The sequence below is a fragment of the Paenibacillus sp. FSL H7-0756 genome, assembly GCF_038006765.1.
GTDB lineage: Bacteria > Bacillota > Bacilli > Paenibacillales > Paenibacillaceae > Paenibacillus_AQ.
This window is the reverse complement of record NZ_JBBOVT010000001.1, coordinates 3221217-3237669: the sequence shown is the minus strand read 5'-3', so window position 1 is coordinate 3237669 and position 16453 is coordinate 3221217. Positions and strand designations below refer to the sequence as shown.

The following is a 16453-nucleotide window of genomic DNA, read 5'->3' as shown; positions in this document are numbered from 1 at the left end:
CATCTATATTATTGATCTTAGAGTAAAAATCCGTAAACCAGCGTAGCCACAATCGTCATCGTGCCGCCCACTATGGCCTCATACGGGATGAGCCCCATACGCTGCTTGATCGACATTTTCATGCTGTCCGCCGTCACATGGAAGTAAGTGCCCTGCGGCAGCGAGTCGATGACTGTAGCTCCGGTATGAACCATCACAGCCGCAGCCAGGGGAGCCGTGCCCATATTCAGGATGGCCTGCCCGAAGGAGCCGGTAGCGACAATAACACCTGTGGATGTTGATGCGGTAGCCGCAGCCATCAGTATCCCGGAGATCGGTGCCAGGAACGTCCCGGAAATCCCGGACAGCTCAATCAGATGCACCACCTGGGCGGACAGATCGGAAGCGGAGATCAGACCGGCGATGCCGCCTGCCCCGATTAGAATCAGGACGGTTGCGGTCATTTTGCTAAGGCCGGAAGATGTATATTGCAGCACCTTGTTGCCTTGTCCCATCGCCAGCATCCCGATAATCCCCGCCAGCGGCAGAATGTATAGCGCATCCACCTTAAGCTTGGTCAACGCTTCGATCCCGGAGATGGAGCCGATTGGATTAATCATGAGCAGAACGATGGCCACAAGCGGAGCCACAATAGCTCTGCTGAGCGGCGGGTAAGCGGCCGTATTCGCATTGTCCGTCCCGTTCGCAGCTTCCGCCGGGGTAACCATGACACCTTTTTTCTTCAGCAAAGTTGCTAAGATAACGGTTACAATTAATCCGCAGATTGCCGGGATTACACCTGCCAGCATGACATTGCTAAGATCAAGATCAAAGCCGCGCGCAGCAGCAATCGTATTCGGATTCGGTGAGATAATATTACCGGCCTTCCCCCCGCCCGACAAGGCCAGCAGCAGCGCCAGCTTCGAGATTTCCATTTTGTTGCCTACAGATAAAGCAATTGGAGCCACAATCAGCACCGCTACCGGGATGAATACGCCCATTGCCGTAATGACCATCGTGGCGAGCGCGAGGGCCAGAATGGCCTTGCTTCCGCCGAACTTTCGGACAATAGCCTGGGCTATGGCTTCTGCCGCACCCGACTCCATCATCACACCAGCCAGCACACCGGCGGCCAGCACCCGCAGCACCGTGCCCATTACACTTTGTGTACCGCTTACAAGAACACTAACAGTCTGTTCGAGATTGGCTCCGCCGATCAGCGCCCCTACAATGGCACCCAGGAACAGAGCGTAGACCGGATTTAATTTTCTAAGAATCAGAATAATGGCAATTGCCAGTCCTGCGAGCGCTCCATACCAACCAATGATTAATCCTTCCATTTCAAAGTTCCCCCTAACAACTTGTTGAACACGCTCTCATTATAAGGTCTCAGGGGAGGAAAAGAATATTGATGAACGGACGAAATGCATTGTGCAAGTGACCAACGGATTAGGGGTGATACGGATCATTGCTCCAAGATTGTAGTTAACAGCTTTTGCTGATTCCGGTACTCCAGCGGGCTTACGCCTTCGCTTTCTCTGAATACTCTATTAAAATTCTTGGTGTTCCCGAAGCCTGACCTACCGGCTATTTCATAGATTCTATCCTCCGTATCCCGCAGCAGCTCCTTCGCCTTATTGATCCGCAGCCGCTTCAGATAGCTTACAAAATTCTCTCCGGTGTAGTCCCGGAAAGCTTGGCTGAAATAGGAGTAGTTAAAAGACACTTTGCTTGAAACCATCATCATATTGATGTTATTCGAATAATTGTCGTGGATGTATTGCAGGGCACGTTCTATTCCCTCGTTCTCTTTCTGTACGGGTATGATACCTGAAGCAGGTGGCAGAAATGAATCTTCCACTGTAACCTCCGCTTGCTCACAGGCCGTATGACGCTCTTCCATACCGAGGTGAAGATTGCTTGCAGAAACGTTAAGCTCCTCTTCAATCCGCTCCAGCACTTCAGCTAATTCCTCACGAATGACCGGCTTGAGCAGATACTCATTCACTTCATAGCGGATAGCAGCTCTGGCATACGAGAAATCATCGTACCCGCTCACAATTACAATCGCCGGTCTGGGACTGAGCTCCTGAAGCTTCTTAATTAAGCCAATGCCATCCAGCTCGGGCATACGAATGTCCGTAATCAGAATTTCTATTTTCATTGACGCGATCATGTCCAGAGCCTCAAAGGCGTCACAAGCCAAGTGGATATCATAGCGCCCAGCAACCTCCCGCTCAATCATGGCCCGGAGCCCGCACCGGATATTCTTCTCATCATCTACAATCAGCAGCTGTCTCATAGGCTCTGCATTCCTCCTCTAACCGGTGTCAACAAAGGCAGCTTAACCCTCACTGTGGTATAACTTCTCTGCCTGCTCTCTACGCAAATTCCATAATCCTCCCCATAATGCAGCCGGATGCGCTGATTTACATTACGCAAGCCGATCCCGTTATGTCCTGTGCTATACTCGGCAGTCTCTTGTGTTAATTGATTGAATTCTTCGTCACTCATAATCAACTTGTGATTCAACTGCTGTAGGCCATCCACTGGAATTCCGATCCCGTTGTCAGTTACGTCTATGTAAAAGAAATGATCATCCGCATACGCATGCACATTGATTATCAGCCCGCCTCCCCTCATCAGAGAGGAATACATCCCGTGCTTCACCGCATTCTCAACGATGGGCTGCAGCGACATTTTCAATAATTCATGAGCATGGAATCTGTCTTCTGCATGAATCTGAACCTTAAGCTTCTCATCGTAACGGATGTTCATGATCGATATGTAATGCTGAATATGCTTCAACTCGTCTGCCAGCTGCACGGTATCGCCAGTCCATCTGAGATTGTAACGCATAATGCTGCCAAGAGAAGTGAGTGCATCCGATACAGTGTATTGGCCTTCAACCTCAGCGAGCATCTTCAAATTCTCCAGCGTGTTGTACAGGAAATGAGCATCGATCTGATTACGCAAGGCCTGAAGCTCCGCTTCTTTAGTGGCAGCGCTGCGCTGTACAGCTTCCGCAATCAAGCCATTAATGGTGCCTAGCATCTCCCTGAAGTGGCGAGCCAGCTCACCGATCTCATCACCACCCTGCACATCGATCTCTACATGGAAGTCACCGTTGCGGACCTTGTGCATCGACTCCCGTAAGACATGCAGCTTTTTCAGAACAATAGATTGAATCCAGTAAGTGACGACCGCAAGTACAACCAACAGCAGGATGATGAGCAGAATGACCTTATTTCTGGTGCTGACGAATGTAGAATAGGTGCCGTGCAGAGAGATGACGTTAACCAGATCCACATGTAAGCGGTCGATGGGTTCAAGGAGATACAGGAAATCTTCACCCCCTGCTGAAAATTGCAAGGATGCCTCACCTTCCTGCTTAACCTTAACGGCAGCCTTCAAGATTTGAGCTTGATTCAAACCTGGGAGCGGCTCCATACTGTTGGTGTACAATTTGCTTTGCTGATCTATAATGAAGAACCTTGAATCGCGTTCCCCGCTGTTGTTATACGCCTTGTCAAAAAGATCCTCAATCCGCATTTCAACTTTGACAATGCCAATATGTTGCTGGTTGGGCAGGTTAAGTCTGACCGCCAAGGCGACCATGGAGCTTGACCGTTCGTCCACCATTGTACTGCTATTCTCGAATATAGAATCCTCTGGCTGGATCTCCCATAAGGCATTATCCTTCTGATTCATCAATTTCGTGTACATGGGGCTGTCTTTAATCCGTTCTTCCTGATAAATAATCGGCCATAGCTCACTGACCCGCGGATTGTTGACGAAGAAACGGACACTCGCAATATTGGGATTATTAAACAACACGCTCTGTAAGTAATTTAACGAATAGTCCTGAAATTGCTTAATCTCATTCACTCCGGGCTCCACTTCAGCGGTCACATACTCCCCCAGACTCCTGTCTGAAATGAGCATAAAGAATGACTTTTCCATTACTTCAATCTTGCTCATGATCTCTTGTCTCTCGTTCTTGAGCTGATAGCGGTTCTCCTTAATAATGTCATTGACGGTATCCTGATAGAAACCAGCAAACAAATAGTTGGAGATCACAATGACCGGGACCAGAATAATGACGATATACGCCCCGATCAACTTCATATGAATGGATAAATCAGCAAACCACCTTTTCCACTTCCCTGCCGAGCTCCTGATGCTGGCCATCTCCTGCCCTCTTTTCCTCCAACTGTTCTAATATCATTATTATATTTCATTAGTTACCTCATCATAAGGCTTTAAAGTTCAGTCAGGGTTGCAGGATTTTAGGTATATTGCGTATAGGGAGGGAATGAGGTTGGGCTTTTTAAGATCAGGAAGGGGACAAAAAAATCCAACTATGGCTGAATGGCCGTGGTTGACTTGTGGGGATTTTGCAAAATCACATAAACAATAATTCACATGAGTTCGGCTTCTTTATAAGAGATCCTAAGCTTTTCAAATGGAAATTCCGAGAAATCTTCAATACTATTTACATATATAACTTCAATGTACATAGACCGCAATTAAGTTTATAACCTGACAAGCAGTATCTCCATCTAATCTGAAGATGAATTTCCGGATGTCTTTTATTTGATCTAACAAAGGCACAACTGAAGTTCAATTCTTAGTAGATAGAGTAGTGTGCATGTAGCTAAAAAACAGGTCAATCATGGTAGCATCTGACCATAATGACCTGTTTGATGTATCGGAATAGGGATATTTAGGTTAGTAAAACTTCATATGTGACTGGCACATTTTTCTAACATCCATTTCTTTGCTTCATCTGATTTCAACAAAATCGGCTTCTCCAACGTACCAATATTAATGCTTTTAATATGAGCTTCTTCTATAACCTTTAATATTTTTTAAAGTCACTCCGCTTAATAATGTTTCTTCAAATGTCGCTACACTTATATCTATATTTTCTAGTCTTGCCCCACTAAAATCCGTTAAGTAAAACGATACATTAATCAAATTACAATCTAGTAAACATGCATTTTTAAATATTGCTTCCCAACAATCACCTTTACTAAATCTACTGTTTTTAATGACGCAGTTGGTAAAATCCGTATATCTAAGATCTGATTTATAAAAATCACATTTATCTAAATATGCATTTTTAAATGTTGACGAGGCTAATAATGATGTGTGAAAATCAATATTTTCCAGTCTGAGATCATCAAAAGTACAATCAATCAAATATGCTTGTTCAAGCAATATATCGGATAAATCAATACTCCTTAAGTCCACTTCATCTAACTTTAACATTTCGCCTTCTTTACCTATTGTCTCAACCCACTTTTTATGCAAATCAAACTTCCTATTAAGATTCCCTTCCATTTTCCACATCCCACGTACATTGAAATAGTACTCCCATATCGCGACCTTCATAAATACCTGCATATGGAACAACAATTGACTTTAAAGCCCATAAACTTCAGAATAAACTTTAGAATCATAAATAGTTTTAGGATTTTTGTATTCTTCCCATTGATCAGTGAAATTTCCTTTTCCACCGTTAGCCGTGCTCATTCCGTCATATACAGGGAGCTTGTATTGGTGTCCTGACTCACTTGGCCGATCTTCGATAGCAGGCGCCTGACTTCATCTTCGTTAAATACTAGCTTTATTGATGCCATCTTCCCCCTTCCCGCCCTACACCCTACTTAACTGTAAGTTATGTTCACAAATTCATAGATCTACAATTCCTTAAAAAAATATGGAGTTCTAAGATGGTTAATTAACTCGGTTGTAAGATACTTTTTCTGGTATTGATCCAAATTTGTATTTATGATTAAATTATCATTCTCTTTCCTAAATAATTGATCTGTACCATTTTCCACAAACACCATATCAGGGTTAAAGGCCATCAAAATATTTCCGAAGATTCGAAATAAAATATCTAATCCTTCCTCGAATGATTTTCCAAATAATTGAATCCTGATTTCAGCATTTATTCCCAAACGATACTCTTCTCTTACATCATCAACACCAATAATATCCTCTGTTTCAATAAAAAGAGTGAAGTATTTACAGCTAAGAGTAGAAAAATTATCGTAACTAGTTACTTTATCTCCAACTCCACTGCACATAATGTCATAAATTGTTTTTTTCAGTATTTCCTGATCCAAATTTGAGACTAAGAATAAAGTACAATCCATTTCACTTCTAACCTCCAAATACTCTTATAATCTTTCCATCCTTCACTAGAATTAATTCTTCTAGTCTTTTTAAATCTCCATTCGGATTTGCCTTCCTTAATAATGTATTGATAATCTCGGTAACTTTTTCATTTGGAAAGTTGTCTAAGTTCAAAACAATTCTTGCAGACTGTTCCTTTGTCTTTTTTGCTATTTCATTAATTAGAGTTTTCACCTGTCCTTCTGGTTTTGGTGCATAGCAATCGAACACCTTACCTTCAATTAGAAAATCTGGATTCGATCCTTCCTTAATACCATGACCATTTCCACCCTCGATTTCATCTAACATCTTAATGTCATAGCCACTATCAGCCAAGAAATTGTCTGTATCATTTTGTTTCTTTATTCCATGAGAATCTCCTTCTCCGTAATTCCCTTTAGGTTTTCCGCCTGCCGGCAAAGAAGGCTCGGTCAGTTTAACCTTCCCAGTTCCACCCTCCAACCCATCCATATACCGCTGCTGCACCGGCGTCTTCGGCAAGGCTGGAGTATCGGGGATCTCTCCTATCTTGAACACAAACCCTTCCGGCGTCTGTACCACCGGGCCCAGATTCGGGAGCCTCTGCTTAATCCCTTGCAGGGCATCCTTCGCCGCTTGGCTGACGACGTCTTCTACCTCGCCTAGCACTTTCCCAACTTTACCTGCTTTGGTGACCTGGAATCCGGGGACGAGGATGGCGGCGACCGAGCCCAGCATTCTCGCCTTTTCTTCCGGGGTGCCTTCGTCAAACTGATGATACGCCATCTTGGCCGCTTCCACCAGCACTTCCGGGTGGTCAATCAGATATTGCGCTTGCTGCTTCATTTCTGTGGTGGTTTTGACCGGGTCCACAACTAGCTTGAAGGCAAAGGTTGCCGTATCCGCTACACCCATGACGACCTCTTTCACCAATCCTTCGGTAAAAGCCAGTACCACATCCCCCGACTGGCGAACCTTGCTCTCCCATTTCGTAGCCCGTATGTCTCCTCCAGCCACCCCAGATAACTGGTGTACATCGGGGTGAGATATTCATTCGGCACATAGACTTTGGCCTGATAAAAGTCCCAGGTGGTCTCATTTTCCTTGTTGTATGCGGTAATTGGCGTACCGTCCGGCAGCGTGAGCGGCGGCCCGTTCAACCGCCGCTGTGCTTCAATCTGTTCCAGCGCCTGCCGGGCAGCCGCTGCAAGCTGAATCTCCTGCCGCTTCGCTGCAAGCTGACTCCGCGCATACACTCCTGCGGCGGTCTTCTCCATTGCCAGCCGCAGGAGCAGTAAATATTCTTCGTTATGTAGTAAGGGGACCTTCTCCGCCGTAATTGACGGATCATACTCACAGGCGGTAACCGCTGGTTGCTTATAATGGGCGCTTAGATCCTTACCGGATTCATAGTAGATCTTGGCTACGCCTAGAGAAGCCAGCTTCTGCCGGCCTCTTCGGCCTTCGCATGAATAGCCTCCATCTGGGCCTGGTTTCCGAACGCCTGATACACCTTGAAGGCCATCTGAGCCTTGGCGATCTCATTGCGCGCCGCGAAGATATCGTTCAGCTTACTTTGTGCAGCGATACTTTCTACGGTCAGCAGGCCGGAGGTTTGAATGACATTCCTGAGTTGCTGCACCACCGGGTCTCTGCTGAGTTCATCTTTTCTGGGTAGAGCGGCAATCGAAGTGATGAGATTCGTCGCACTTCGCTGCACAAATTCAGGGATAGAGACTCGTCCAGCGGCTGATTGCAGTCCCAAGCTTCCGAAAGCAGCGAGCAAAAGATTAAATTGCCCCGTCAGCTTGTCTGCCTGCCGCTTATTCTCTTCCTGTAGCTCTGCTACGCCTCTCAAGGCAACCCGGATGATATCCTCTAATTTCTCCGCTTCTACGGTTAATTCATTGATCAGAACCTGCGCCTTGACCATATGATCACCCATGGGAATACCGCCCCAGCCACTGGACTGGCCCTTCAGTTGAAGGTACATCCGGTTGGTGTCCTGGCTCACCTCGCTGATCTTCCTTTGCAGGCGCCTGACTTCATCCTCGTTAAATACTAGCTTTGTTGATGCCATCTTCACCCTCCCGCCATACAAACTACTTAATTGTAAGTTATGTTATACAAATTCACTGAATCATAGATTTACAACCCTTGTAAAAATACGGAGTTCTAAATCTCAGCAACAGGCGCTCAGGCCGAATGTATGCCAATAACAGCATACATTTGCTAGCACCAAGGCAATCTGGCCCGAATGTATGCGAAAAACAGCATACATTTGCTAACGCACAGGCAATCGGCCCGAATGTATGCCAAAAACAGCATACATTTGCTAGCGCACAGGCGCTCGGGCCAAATGTATGCGGAAAACAACATACATTTGCTAGCATCAAGGCAATCCGGCCTGAATGTATGCGAAAAACAGCATACATTATTCAATCTGCTAAGTTGATTTTGATATTTCCCCATAACGATTCAATATTTATCCAATATTGATGTAAACATTCCTTTATCATCGGAATTCGGAGCCGTAAAGTTTATCAAAAAAATATTTTCATGACATATATTGGCTGACATTTTCGCGCTATACTCTATTGTAAGCGTTATTACAAATGTGCTAACGGAGGGGATTTCATTCGTGTATACCCGTATCATCACCTTCATGAACAACCTGAAGCTCAGGACCAAGCTCTTCCTCTCCTTCGGCAGTGTTGTCCTGATTCCGGTGCTTATTGTGGGGGTGTTCCTGACCAGTGAATTGCGGAATATGGCGATGAATAATGCGCTGAAGCAGATTACGGCGAATGTCGACCGTGTGAAAAAGCGGACCAGCGAGATGCTGAACGTTCCGGTGGATATCGTCTACCGTTTGTCCAATGACAGCCGGCTGGAGGAGGCCGCGAATCACCGGTACGAATCGGTCTATGATGTGGTGCAGGCCTACTGGGATTATCCCGACTTCCGGGATTTCGTCCGTCTGTACAAAGAGGTCTCCAGCATCCGGCTGTATATCGATAACCCGACAGTGCTTAACAACTGGGAATTCCTCCAGGCTGACGAAGCGGTTACCCGGGAGCCGTGGTACCAGCTCGCCCTCGCCCAGAAGGGACTGGCGTTCTGGAGTTACATTCCTGACAGCCGGAACGGCCAGTATTATCTCAGCCTGATCCGCAAGGTCGACTTCCTCAAGCAGCGCACAACCGGCGTGCTGGTCGTGAATGTCAATTCGGATCAGCTCAGCAGCATCCTGAAGCAGGAGACCTTCGAGACCTTTATCGTCGATGAGAACGATAATATTGTCGCCTCCAACCGGGCGGGTACTCTCGGCAAGTCGCTGCACGAAATCAACCTGGAGCCGCTGTCCACCCTTGCCGGGCATGGGCCTGCGGACATCACGATTGACGGGCAGTCCTTCAAAATGCTGATCGACGACTGGCATCCCGAGGGCAGCCTGAACAGTCTGCGGATCATCTCTATTTTCTCTGTAGAAAGTATTGTGAGTGAGCCCAACCGGATTATTTCCCTGGCTACTTCCGTCATTATCTCCTCCCTAATTCTTGCAATCATCCTAATCTACTACTTCTCCCGCCTGCTCACCGGGCGCATGCTGCATCTCAGCAAGCATATCTCCAAGGTCGCTTCCGGGAATCTGGAAGCCCGTCTTGTGATTGACGGCAAAGATGAGATCGGCCAGCTGGCCCGCCAGTTCAACCACATGGTCCGCAATGTCAACGACCTGATGAGCGAGGTGCAGGAGTCCAACCTACAGAAGAATGCCATCCTGCTGAAGCAGAATGAGATCAAATTCAAAATGATGGCCAGCCAGATCAATCCCCATTTCCTGTTCAATGCCCTGGAGTCGATCCGGATGAAGGCCCATACCCGCGGCCAGACCGATATTGCGCAGGTTGTCCGGCTGCTGGGCAAGATGATGCGCAAGAACCTGGAGGTCGGCGGAGGCAGAATCACCCTGCAAAGTGAGCTGGAGACCGTGAACTGCTACCTGGTTATCCAGAAATTCCGCTACAATGACCGGCTAGCCTACGAGCTGTATGTAGATCCGGCAGCGAATACCCTAAGGATTCCGCCGCTTATTATTCAGCCGCTGGTGGAGAATTGTGTCATTCACGGCCTGGAGGACCGGATGGACGGCGGAATGGTCCGGGTGGATATCCGGGTGGAGGAGGGCAGCCTTACGGTTCAGGTCTCCGATAACGGAACCGGAATCTCGCCGGCCCGGCTCGCAGAGCTGCGGCAGATGCTGGACAACAACGATGACTATGAGACCCACAGTATCGGAATGCGTAACATCCATCTGCGGCTGAAGCTGACCTATGGCCCGGAATGCGGCCTGGTTCTGGCCAGCCAGAGCGGATACGGCACACAGATCAGCTTCGCCATCCCTTTAAGGAGTGATTCCTATGTATAGTGTGTTGATTGTTGATGATGAATTGTCTATCCGCGAAGGACTTGCCACGCTGCTGGATTGGGAGAGCCTCGGCTACCGGGTGGTAGATACAGCTGCCAATGCAGTTGAAGCCCGGCATAAGGCGAAGCTGTATTCCCCGGATCTGATGATCGTGGATATCCGTATGCCCGGGAAGGACGGACTGGAGCTGATCGGCGAGCTGCGGGAGGATCACGAGGAGCTGCATATTCTTATATTGAGCGGCTACGCTGACTTCAGTTATGCCAAGCGTGCGATGTCTTACAATATCGATAACTACCTGCTTAAGCCGGTCGATGAGGAGGAATTGCAGCTGTATCTTACCGGCCTGGCCGCCGTACTGAATGCGCGGACGACGCACCGCAAGAATAATGAGGCTGTAAAAGTCTGGAGCCGGGAGATGCTGGTTCAGTCCCTGCTGATGGAGAGCAGTCTGCATCCCGCCCCGGCGCTGATGGAGTCGGCACTGGAAGCTGGACTGCTCTGGGATTCCTACCAGATCGTGCTGATCCGGCTCCTGCTGCAGGATCATGCGGACAACGGACCTTCCAGCAGCGTTAAGTCCCGGCTGACGTCCAGCTTCGAGGATAACCGCTGGGGCATCGTTTTCGCGCTCGATTCTTATCTCGGAGTGCTGCTGCAACCCTCTTACCAGAAGGAGCTGGTGAGTAAACGTATGGCCCAACAGATACGTGAAGCAGCTGCCGCAGAGGGACTGGAGTGCATCATCACCGCCGGGGATATGGTGGACAGTCTGAGGGAGCTGCCGGTCTCTCATCAGTCGGCGCTGGCGCGGATGAAGGATCACTTCTTCTATGATGAGCCGGGGATGATCGGCCCCGATTCCCTTAAGCTGAAGCAGGGGCTGCCTGCGAACCCCCAGGATACGGAGAACAGGCTCGCTCCCGTGATGGACCGCCTGTATTTCGCCCTGGATACCGGCAATCTGAGCGTAATCTCTGCCCTGATCCAGAAAGCAGGAGACCTCATGGCTGCTGCGGGATTATCCGAGATGGCGGTGAAATCCTACTATGTCCGGGCCGTCACCTCCATGTCCGGGAAGCTCTCCGTTCATTATAAGGAGCTTAGCACTGCGCAGAGCCGGATGGAGGAGCAGATTCAGCAGATCTACAGGCATACCTCCCTCCCTCAGCTCCAGCGCTATATCACAGGTCTGCTGGAGGAATACGCTGGCGGGATTATCCGCGACGATACGGATGTCCTCATGAAGCGGATGGTCGATCTGATTCACCGGCACTATGACGAGAATCTGAAGCTGGAGACGCTGGCCGACGTGTTCACCTATAGCAGTGCCTATCTTGGCAAGCTGTTCAAGAACACTATGGGCTGCTCCTTCAACACTTATCTGGATACGATCCGCATTGAGAAGGCCAAGGAGCTGCTGGACCAGGGCTGCAAAATCCATGAGGCAGCCAGCAGCGTCGGCTTCAGCGATGTCGATTATTTCCGTGAGAAGTTCAAAAAAATCGCAGGCATCTCTCCCTCCGCTTACCGGAGAAAGGAGCCGGAGAACGCCTTTTCAGAAAGCGCTTACGAAAAAGACTGATTTCCCCCTGTTTTTACACTTAAATCTTCGGGTGTTTCCCGGACTGACGGCAGATTATGATAAAGCTATATCGAAGGAGGGACATAAATGAAAGCGATTACCACTGCGATGAAGCCGGAGCCGAAGAAATCCTCCTCCAGCTTCTGGGGGAAATTCCGGCAGCAGAAATACCTCTATATGATGGCTGTTCCTTTTGTCCTCTGGGCCTTTGTCTTCAGTTATCTTCCGTTATGGGGGTGGATGATGGCTTTCCAGAAGTATAAGCCGGGCAAATCCTTTTTCGAGCAAAAATGGGTCGGCCTCCAGTACTTCCGGGAGCTGTTCCAGGATGAGCAATTCTTCAACGCCCTGCGCAATACGCTGGCCATGAGTATCATGGGACTGCTGGCAGGCTTTATCATTCCGATTATCTTCGCTATTCTGCTGAATGAGGTACGGCTGCAGGTGCTGAAGCGCTTCGTTCAGACGGTGTCGTATCTGCCGCACTTTGTGTCCTGGGTGGTTGCTGCCGGGATCATTACCAAGATGCTCTCCACAGACAACGGCGCAGTCAATGACCTGCTAATGGGCCTTCATATCATCAGTGAACCGATTCAGTTCATGGCCAAAGGCAATCTGTTCTGGGGCATTGTCACCGCATCGGATGTGTGGAAGGAGACGGGCTGGAACACCATTATCTATCTCGCCGCCATCTCGGGCATCGGGCCGGAGCTGTACGAGGCAGCCAGGGTGGACGGAGCGAGCCGGCTCCAGCAGGTACGTCATATCACTTTTCCGGGCATCCGGGGTACCATCGTGATCCTGCTGATTATGTCCATCGGCCATCTGATCAGCATCGGGTTCGAGAAGCAGTTCCTGCTCGGCAACAATCTGGTGCGTGACTACTCACAGACCCTTGACCTGTATGCGCTGAATTACGGGCTGGGAATGGGACGGTTCTCCTTCGGGACGGCGATTAATATTTTCAACTCCGTGGTGAGTGTGATTCTGCTCTTTACCGCCAACGGCATCTTCAAAAAAATAACCAAGGAAAGCATCATATAGGAGGCCCTTCATGATTAAAAAACTGGCTGCGGCCTCCTGGTCGGACCGCATCTTCGATTTGGTTGTCTATCTGGCGATTACGGTCGTTACTGTAGCTACGCTGTACCCTTTTCTGAACGTGCTGGCGATCTCCTTCAATGACTCGACGGACAGCATCAAGGGCGGGATTACGATCTACCCCCGGGTGTTCACCTTCAAGAATTATGAGACGATCTTCGCCTTCTCCGGCCTGATTACCGGGTTCAAAATTTCGGTGCTGCGGACGATTATCGGGACCCTGCTCGGACTGGTCAGTGCGTCCATGCTGGCCTTCACCTTAAGCCGGGTGGACTTCCAGGCCCGCAAGTTCGTCTCCACCTTCCTGGCACTGACGATGTATGTATCGGGAGGTCTGATCCCCTTTTATATTCTGATCAAGGATCTGCATATGATGGGCACCTTCGGCGTATATGTCCTGCCCGGTCTGGTGAGCGCCTTCAATGTGTTCGTGATCCGCTCCTTCATCGACGGTCTGCCTTACGCCCTGCAGGAATCCGCCAAGCTGGACGGAGCCAATGACTTCACCATCTACTGGCGTGTTATTCTGCCGCTGACCAAGCCTGCTCTGGCAACCATCGCCCTGTTCCTGGCCGTCGGCCAGTGGAATGCATGGATTGACACCTATCTGTATAACGGCTCGAAGGACTCGCTGACCACGCTGCAATTCGAGCTGATGAAGGTCATCCAGAGCACCACGACCAACGCGGATAATTTCCGCGGGCGCAATATGACTGAGGTCATGGCCCAAATCTCCCCGGAATCGGTCAAAATGGCAATCACCATTGTCGTCACCGTGCCTATTCTGGTGGTCTATCCGTTCCTGCAGCGCTATTTCGTCAAAGGCATGACGCTGGGTTCGGTTAAAAGCTAAGCTGCTTACTGGTATCTTCAGGCTGACGCCTGTGAATACAATATGATTCTACCAGACAAAGGGAGGGTTTCTATTCATGACAAGAAAGACGGCGAAACCGTATGTGGCGCTGATGGTGCTGACCTTGCTGCTCAGTGTGCTGGCAGGCTGCGGCGGAGGCAATAATAACGGCAACAAGAATACGGCTGAGAATACCGGGGCCAAGGCGACGAACAGCGGCAATGCCACGGCAACGGCTGAAGCTACGGCGGCGGCTGAGGACTTAAGTCCCCTGACACTATCCTTCTTCGCGGAAGACCCCAATCCGAACTGGAACAATATGAAGGATGAGGTCAGCACCGTCATTACGCAAAAGACCGGCGTGACTCTCGATGCCGAATTCGCTGTCGGTGATCCGCAGCAGAAGATTGCCCTCATTGCCGCCGGCGGGGAATACCCCGACATTATCTCGGCTAAAGGCGACATCGGTAAGCTGGTGGATGCCGGTGCAGTCCTGGATCTCACCGATCTGATCGATAAGCATGCTCCTAACATTAAGCGCGTACTCGGCGATAATCTCGCCCGGGCCAAGTATACGAACGAAGACCAATCGATCTACGCGATCCCGACCTGGGCAGCGGTGGATGAGAAGAAATTCGTAGCGGGCGGCGGCTTCGAGCTGCAGCACCGTGTCCTGAAGGAAGCCGGATATCCGGAGATTAAGACCGTCAAAGATTATGAGAACGTTATTAAGGCGTACCTGGATAAGCACCCTACCGATGAGAACGGCAATAAGAACATCGGGGTCTCGCTGAACGCAGACGACTGGCATATGTACATTTCCGTTACCAACCCTGCGGTAGCCACTACCGGCGGCTCCGATGACGGTGAATATTACATCGATCAGGAGACTCACGAAGCGATCTACCACTTCCGCCGTCCGGAGGAGAAGGAATATTTCCGCTGGCTGAACCACATGAACGATATCGGCCTGCTTGACAAGGAGAGCTTCGTGCAGAAATACGACCAGTATAAAGCCAAAGTGGCGACTGGACGTGTACTCGGCCTGATTGACCAAGACTGGGACTACAATGACGCGCAGCAGGCGCTCAAAGCCGCTGGCAAATTCGATCAGACGTACGGACACTATCCGGTCACTTTAACTGATGAATACAAGGAAACCAGCTTCTGGCCTACCGGCTTCATGGGCGGCTACGGGATCTCCATCTCCACCACTAACCCTGATCCGGTCCGCACCATCAAGTTCCTGGATTATCTGGCCTCCGATGAAGGCCAAATCCTGAACAACTGGGGAATCGAAGGCAAGCACTATAAAGTAGAGAACGGCAAACGCGTCGTTCCGCAGGAAGTCCAGGACCGCATCAACAATGACAATACCGCCTTCACTAAGGAAACCGGCATTGGCTTCTACTGGAATATGATGGTTCACTACGGCGACGGAGCCAAGGATTCCACCGGCAACTATTACACCAAAAACTTCCCTGAGCAGCTCGTGCTTGGCTATAGCGATGTAGAGAAGGAGACGCTGGCGGCTTACAAAGCTACGACCTGGAAGGACCTGTTCCCGAAAGAAGAAGAATTCAAGGAAAAAGCCTACGGCGCAGCCTGGAACATTTCGATTCCCGGTGAGGACGAAGTTTCCATTCTGGGCAATAAAATGAAGGATATTACCTGGAAGCGCATCCCGCAGGCCATTCTGGCCAAACCGGCTGAATTCGATAAAATCTGGGATGATTACATGGCCGATCTGGAAAAAGCCGGCGTTAAGAAAATGGAAGCTGGCTATACCAAGTATGTGCAGGACCGTGTGGAGCTGTGGACTAGCAAATAAGATTCCATAAACCTTGATGGAAAAATCTTAGTAATAGAGTAGTCGCCACTGCGGAGCTTTTGGACTTCCGGCCGCTGTTGTCTCCAGATTTCCTGATTTAGACCGCTGGTTGCGGTAGAAATCCGGAGACTGCTGATGCTTCCGAAGCTAGCTTTCCTGCGGAAAGCTTTCAGGCGGACGCTAACGCTCCTACAGTTCCAAAATCTCCTCCGCCGCTCCCTCCTATTTACTAAAGTTTGTAGTTCAACCTATATTTCATTGCAGAAGGGCACCCGTGCGGAATAGCACGGGTGTTGTTTGCTGCGTAATAAGGGTAGTTAGTAGCTCATCGGATCTAAATGCGTGAATATTACTTTAACTAATGGCTTGCTGAGGAGGTACCGTGCCGATTAGGGTGCGAGGGGTAGGCTTAATTGTAATTTGTACAACTAAATCGTCCGGTGTGCCACCAAATCTCCATTTAGATGTAGTTCGTGCAATTAAAATGCCCCTATACCTGGATTTTCG

13 protein-coding genes and 1 pseudogene are annotated in these 16453 nt (G+C 49.2%); 5 read left to right on the top strand and 9 right to left on the bottom strand.

The annotated features are described in order from the left end of the window. Window positions 1-17 precede the first annotated feature (17 nt). The 9 genes and pseudogenes from NST04_RS14060 to NST04_RS14020 all read right to left on the bottom strand — a co-directional run bounded on the left by NST04_RS14060 (window position 18) and on the right by NST04_RS14020 (window position 8224). Complete coding sequence (locus NST04_RS14060) at window positions 18-1319, bottom strand: GntP family permease (protein WP_341184750.1); 1302 nt, start codon at window positions 1317-1319, stop codon at window positions 18-20. Window positions 1320-1444: 125 nt separating this feature from the next. After that, window positions 1445-2281, bottom strand: coding sequence for a response regulator transcription factor (locus NST04_RS14055; RefSeq protein ID WP_341184749.1), 837 nt, complete (start codon window positions 2279-2281; stop codon window positions 1445-1447). Next, window positions 2278-4107 carry a cache domain-containing sensor histidine kinase gene (locus NST04_RS14050; protein WP_341184748.1) on the bottom strand — a complete coding sequence of 610 codons (1830 nt, stop codon included), beginning with the start codon at window positions 4105-4107 and terminating at the stop codon, window positions 2278-2280. Before NST04_RS14050 ends, NST04_RS14055 begins: the two co-directional genes overlap by 4 nt. A gap of 708 nt (window positions 4108-4815) precedes the next feature. Continuing rightward, window positions 4816-5334 carry a pentapeptide repeat-containing protein gene (locus NST04_RS14045; RefSeq protein ID WP_341184747.1) on the bottom strand — a complete coding sequence of 173 codons (519 nt, stop codon included), beginning with the start codon at window positions 5332-5334 and terminating at the stop codon, window positions 4816-4818. Next, window positions 5309-5410: pseudogene (locus NST04_RS14040) on the bottom strand (DUF6985 domain-containing protein); the annotation flags it as partial. The gene NST04_RS14045 and the pseudogene NST04_RS14040, both read right to left, overlap by 26 nt. A 274-nt stretch (window positions 5411-5684) precedes the next feature. Next, a complete protein-coding gene (locus tag NST04_RS14035; RefSeq protein ID WP_341184746.1) occupies window positions 5685-6146 on the bottom strand; it encodes a hypothetical protein in 462 nt (153 codons plus the stop codon). Between the two features lie 7 nt (window positions 6147-6153). Beyond that, entirely contained in the window at window positions 6154-7074 is a 921-nt protein-coding gene (locus tag NST04_RS14030) for a CdiA C-terminal domain-containing protein (RefSeq protein WP_341184745.1), read from the bottom strand. Then, complete coding sequence (locus NST04_RS14025; RefSeq protein WP_341184744.1) at window positions 7071-7421, bottom strand: hypothetical protein; 351 nt, start codon at window positions 7419-7421, stop codon at window positions 7071-7073. The genes NST04_RS14030 and NST04_RS14025 overlap by 4 nt, the downstream gene beginning before the upstream one ends. 152 nt (window positions 7422-7573) lie before the next feature. Then, entirely contained in the window at window positions 7574-8224 is a 651-nt protein-coding gene (locus NST04_RS14020) for a hypothetical protein (RefSeq protein ID WP_341184743.1), read from the bottom strand. Between the two features lie 561 nt (window positions 8225-8785). Here NST04_RS14020 and NST04_RS14015 point away from each other — a divergent pair. The 5 genes from NST04_RS14015 (at window position 8786) to NST04_RS13995 (ending at window position 15946) form a co-directional block, all read left to right on the top strand. After that, window positions 8786-10576 (top strand): cache domain-containing sensor histidine kinase, encoded by a 1791-nt coding sequence (locus NST04_RS14015; RefSeq protein WP_341184742.1) that lies wholly within the window; start codon window positions 8786-8788, stop codon window positions 10574-10576. Then, on the top strand, window positions 10569-12161 hold the full coding sequence (locus NST04_RS14010) for a response regulator transcription factor (protein WP_341184741.1): 1593 nt from the start codon (window positions 10569-10571) through the stop codon (window positions 12159-12161). The genes NST04_RS14015 and NST04_RS14010 overlap by 8 nt, the downstream gene beginning before the upstream one ends. 87 nt (window positions 12162-12248) lie before the next feature. Beyond that, window positions 12249-13205, top strand: coding sequence for an ABC transporter permease (locus NST04_RS14005; protein WP_076081235.1), 957 nt, complete (start codon window positions 12249-12251; stop codon window positions 13203-13205). A 10-nt stretch (window positions 13206-13215) separates the two neighbouring features. Next, a complete protein-coding gene (locus NST04_RS14000) occupies window positions 13216-14115 on the top strand; it encodes a carbohydrate ABC transporter permease (protein ID WP_341017936.1) in 900 nt (299 codons plus the stop codon). Between the two features lie 76 nt (window positions 14116-14191). Beyond that, a complete protein-coding gene (locus NST04_RS13995) occupies window positions 14192-15946 on the top strand; it encodes an ABC transporter substrate-binding protein (RefSeq protein WP_341184740.1) in 1755 nt (584 codons plus the stop codon). Window positions 15947-16453: the final 507 nt, after the last annotated feature.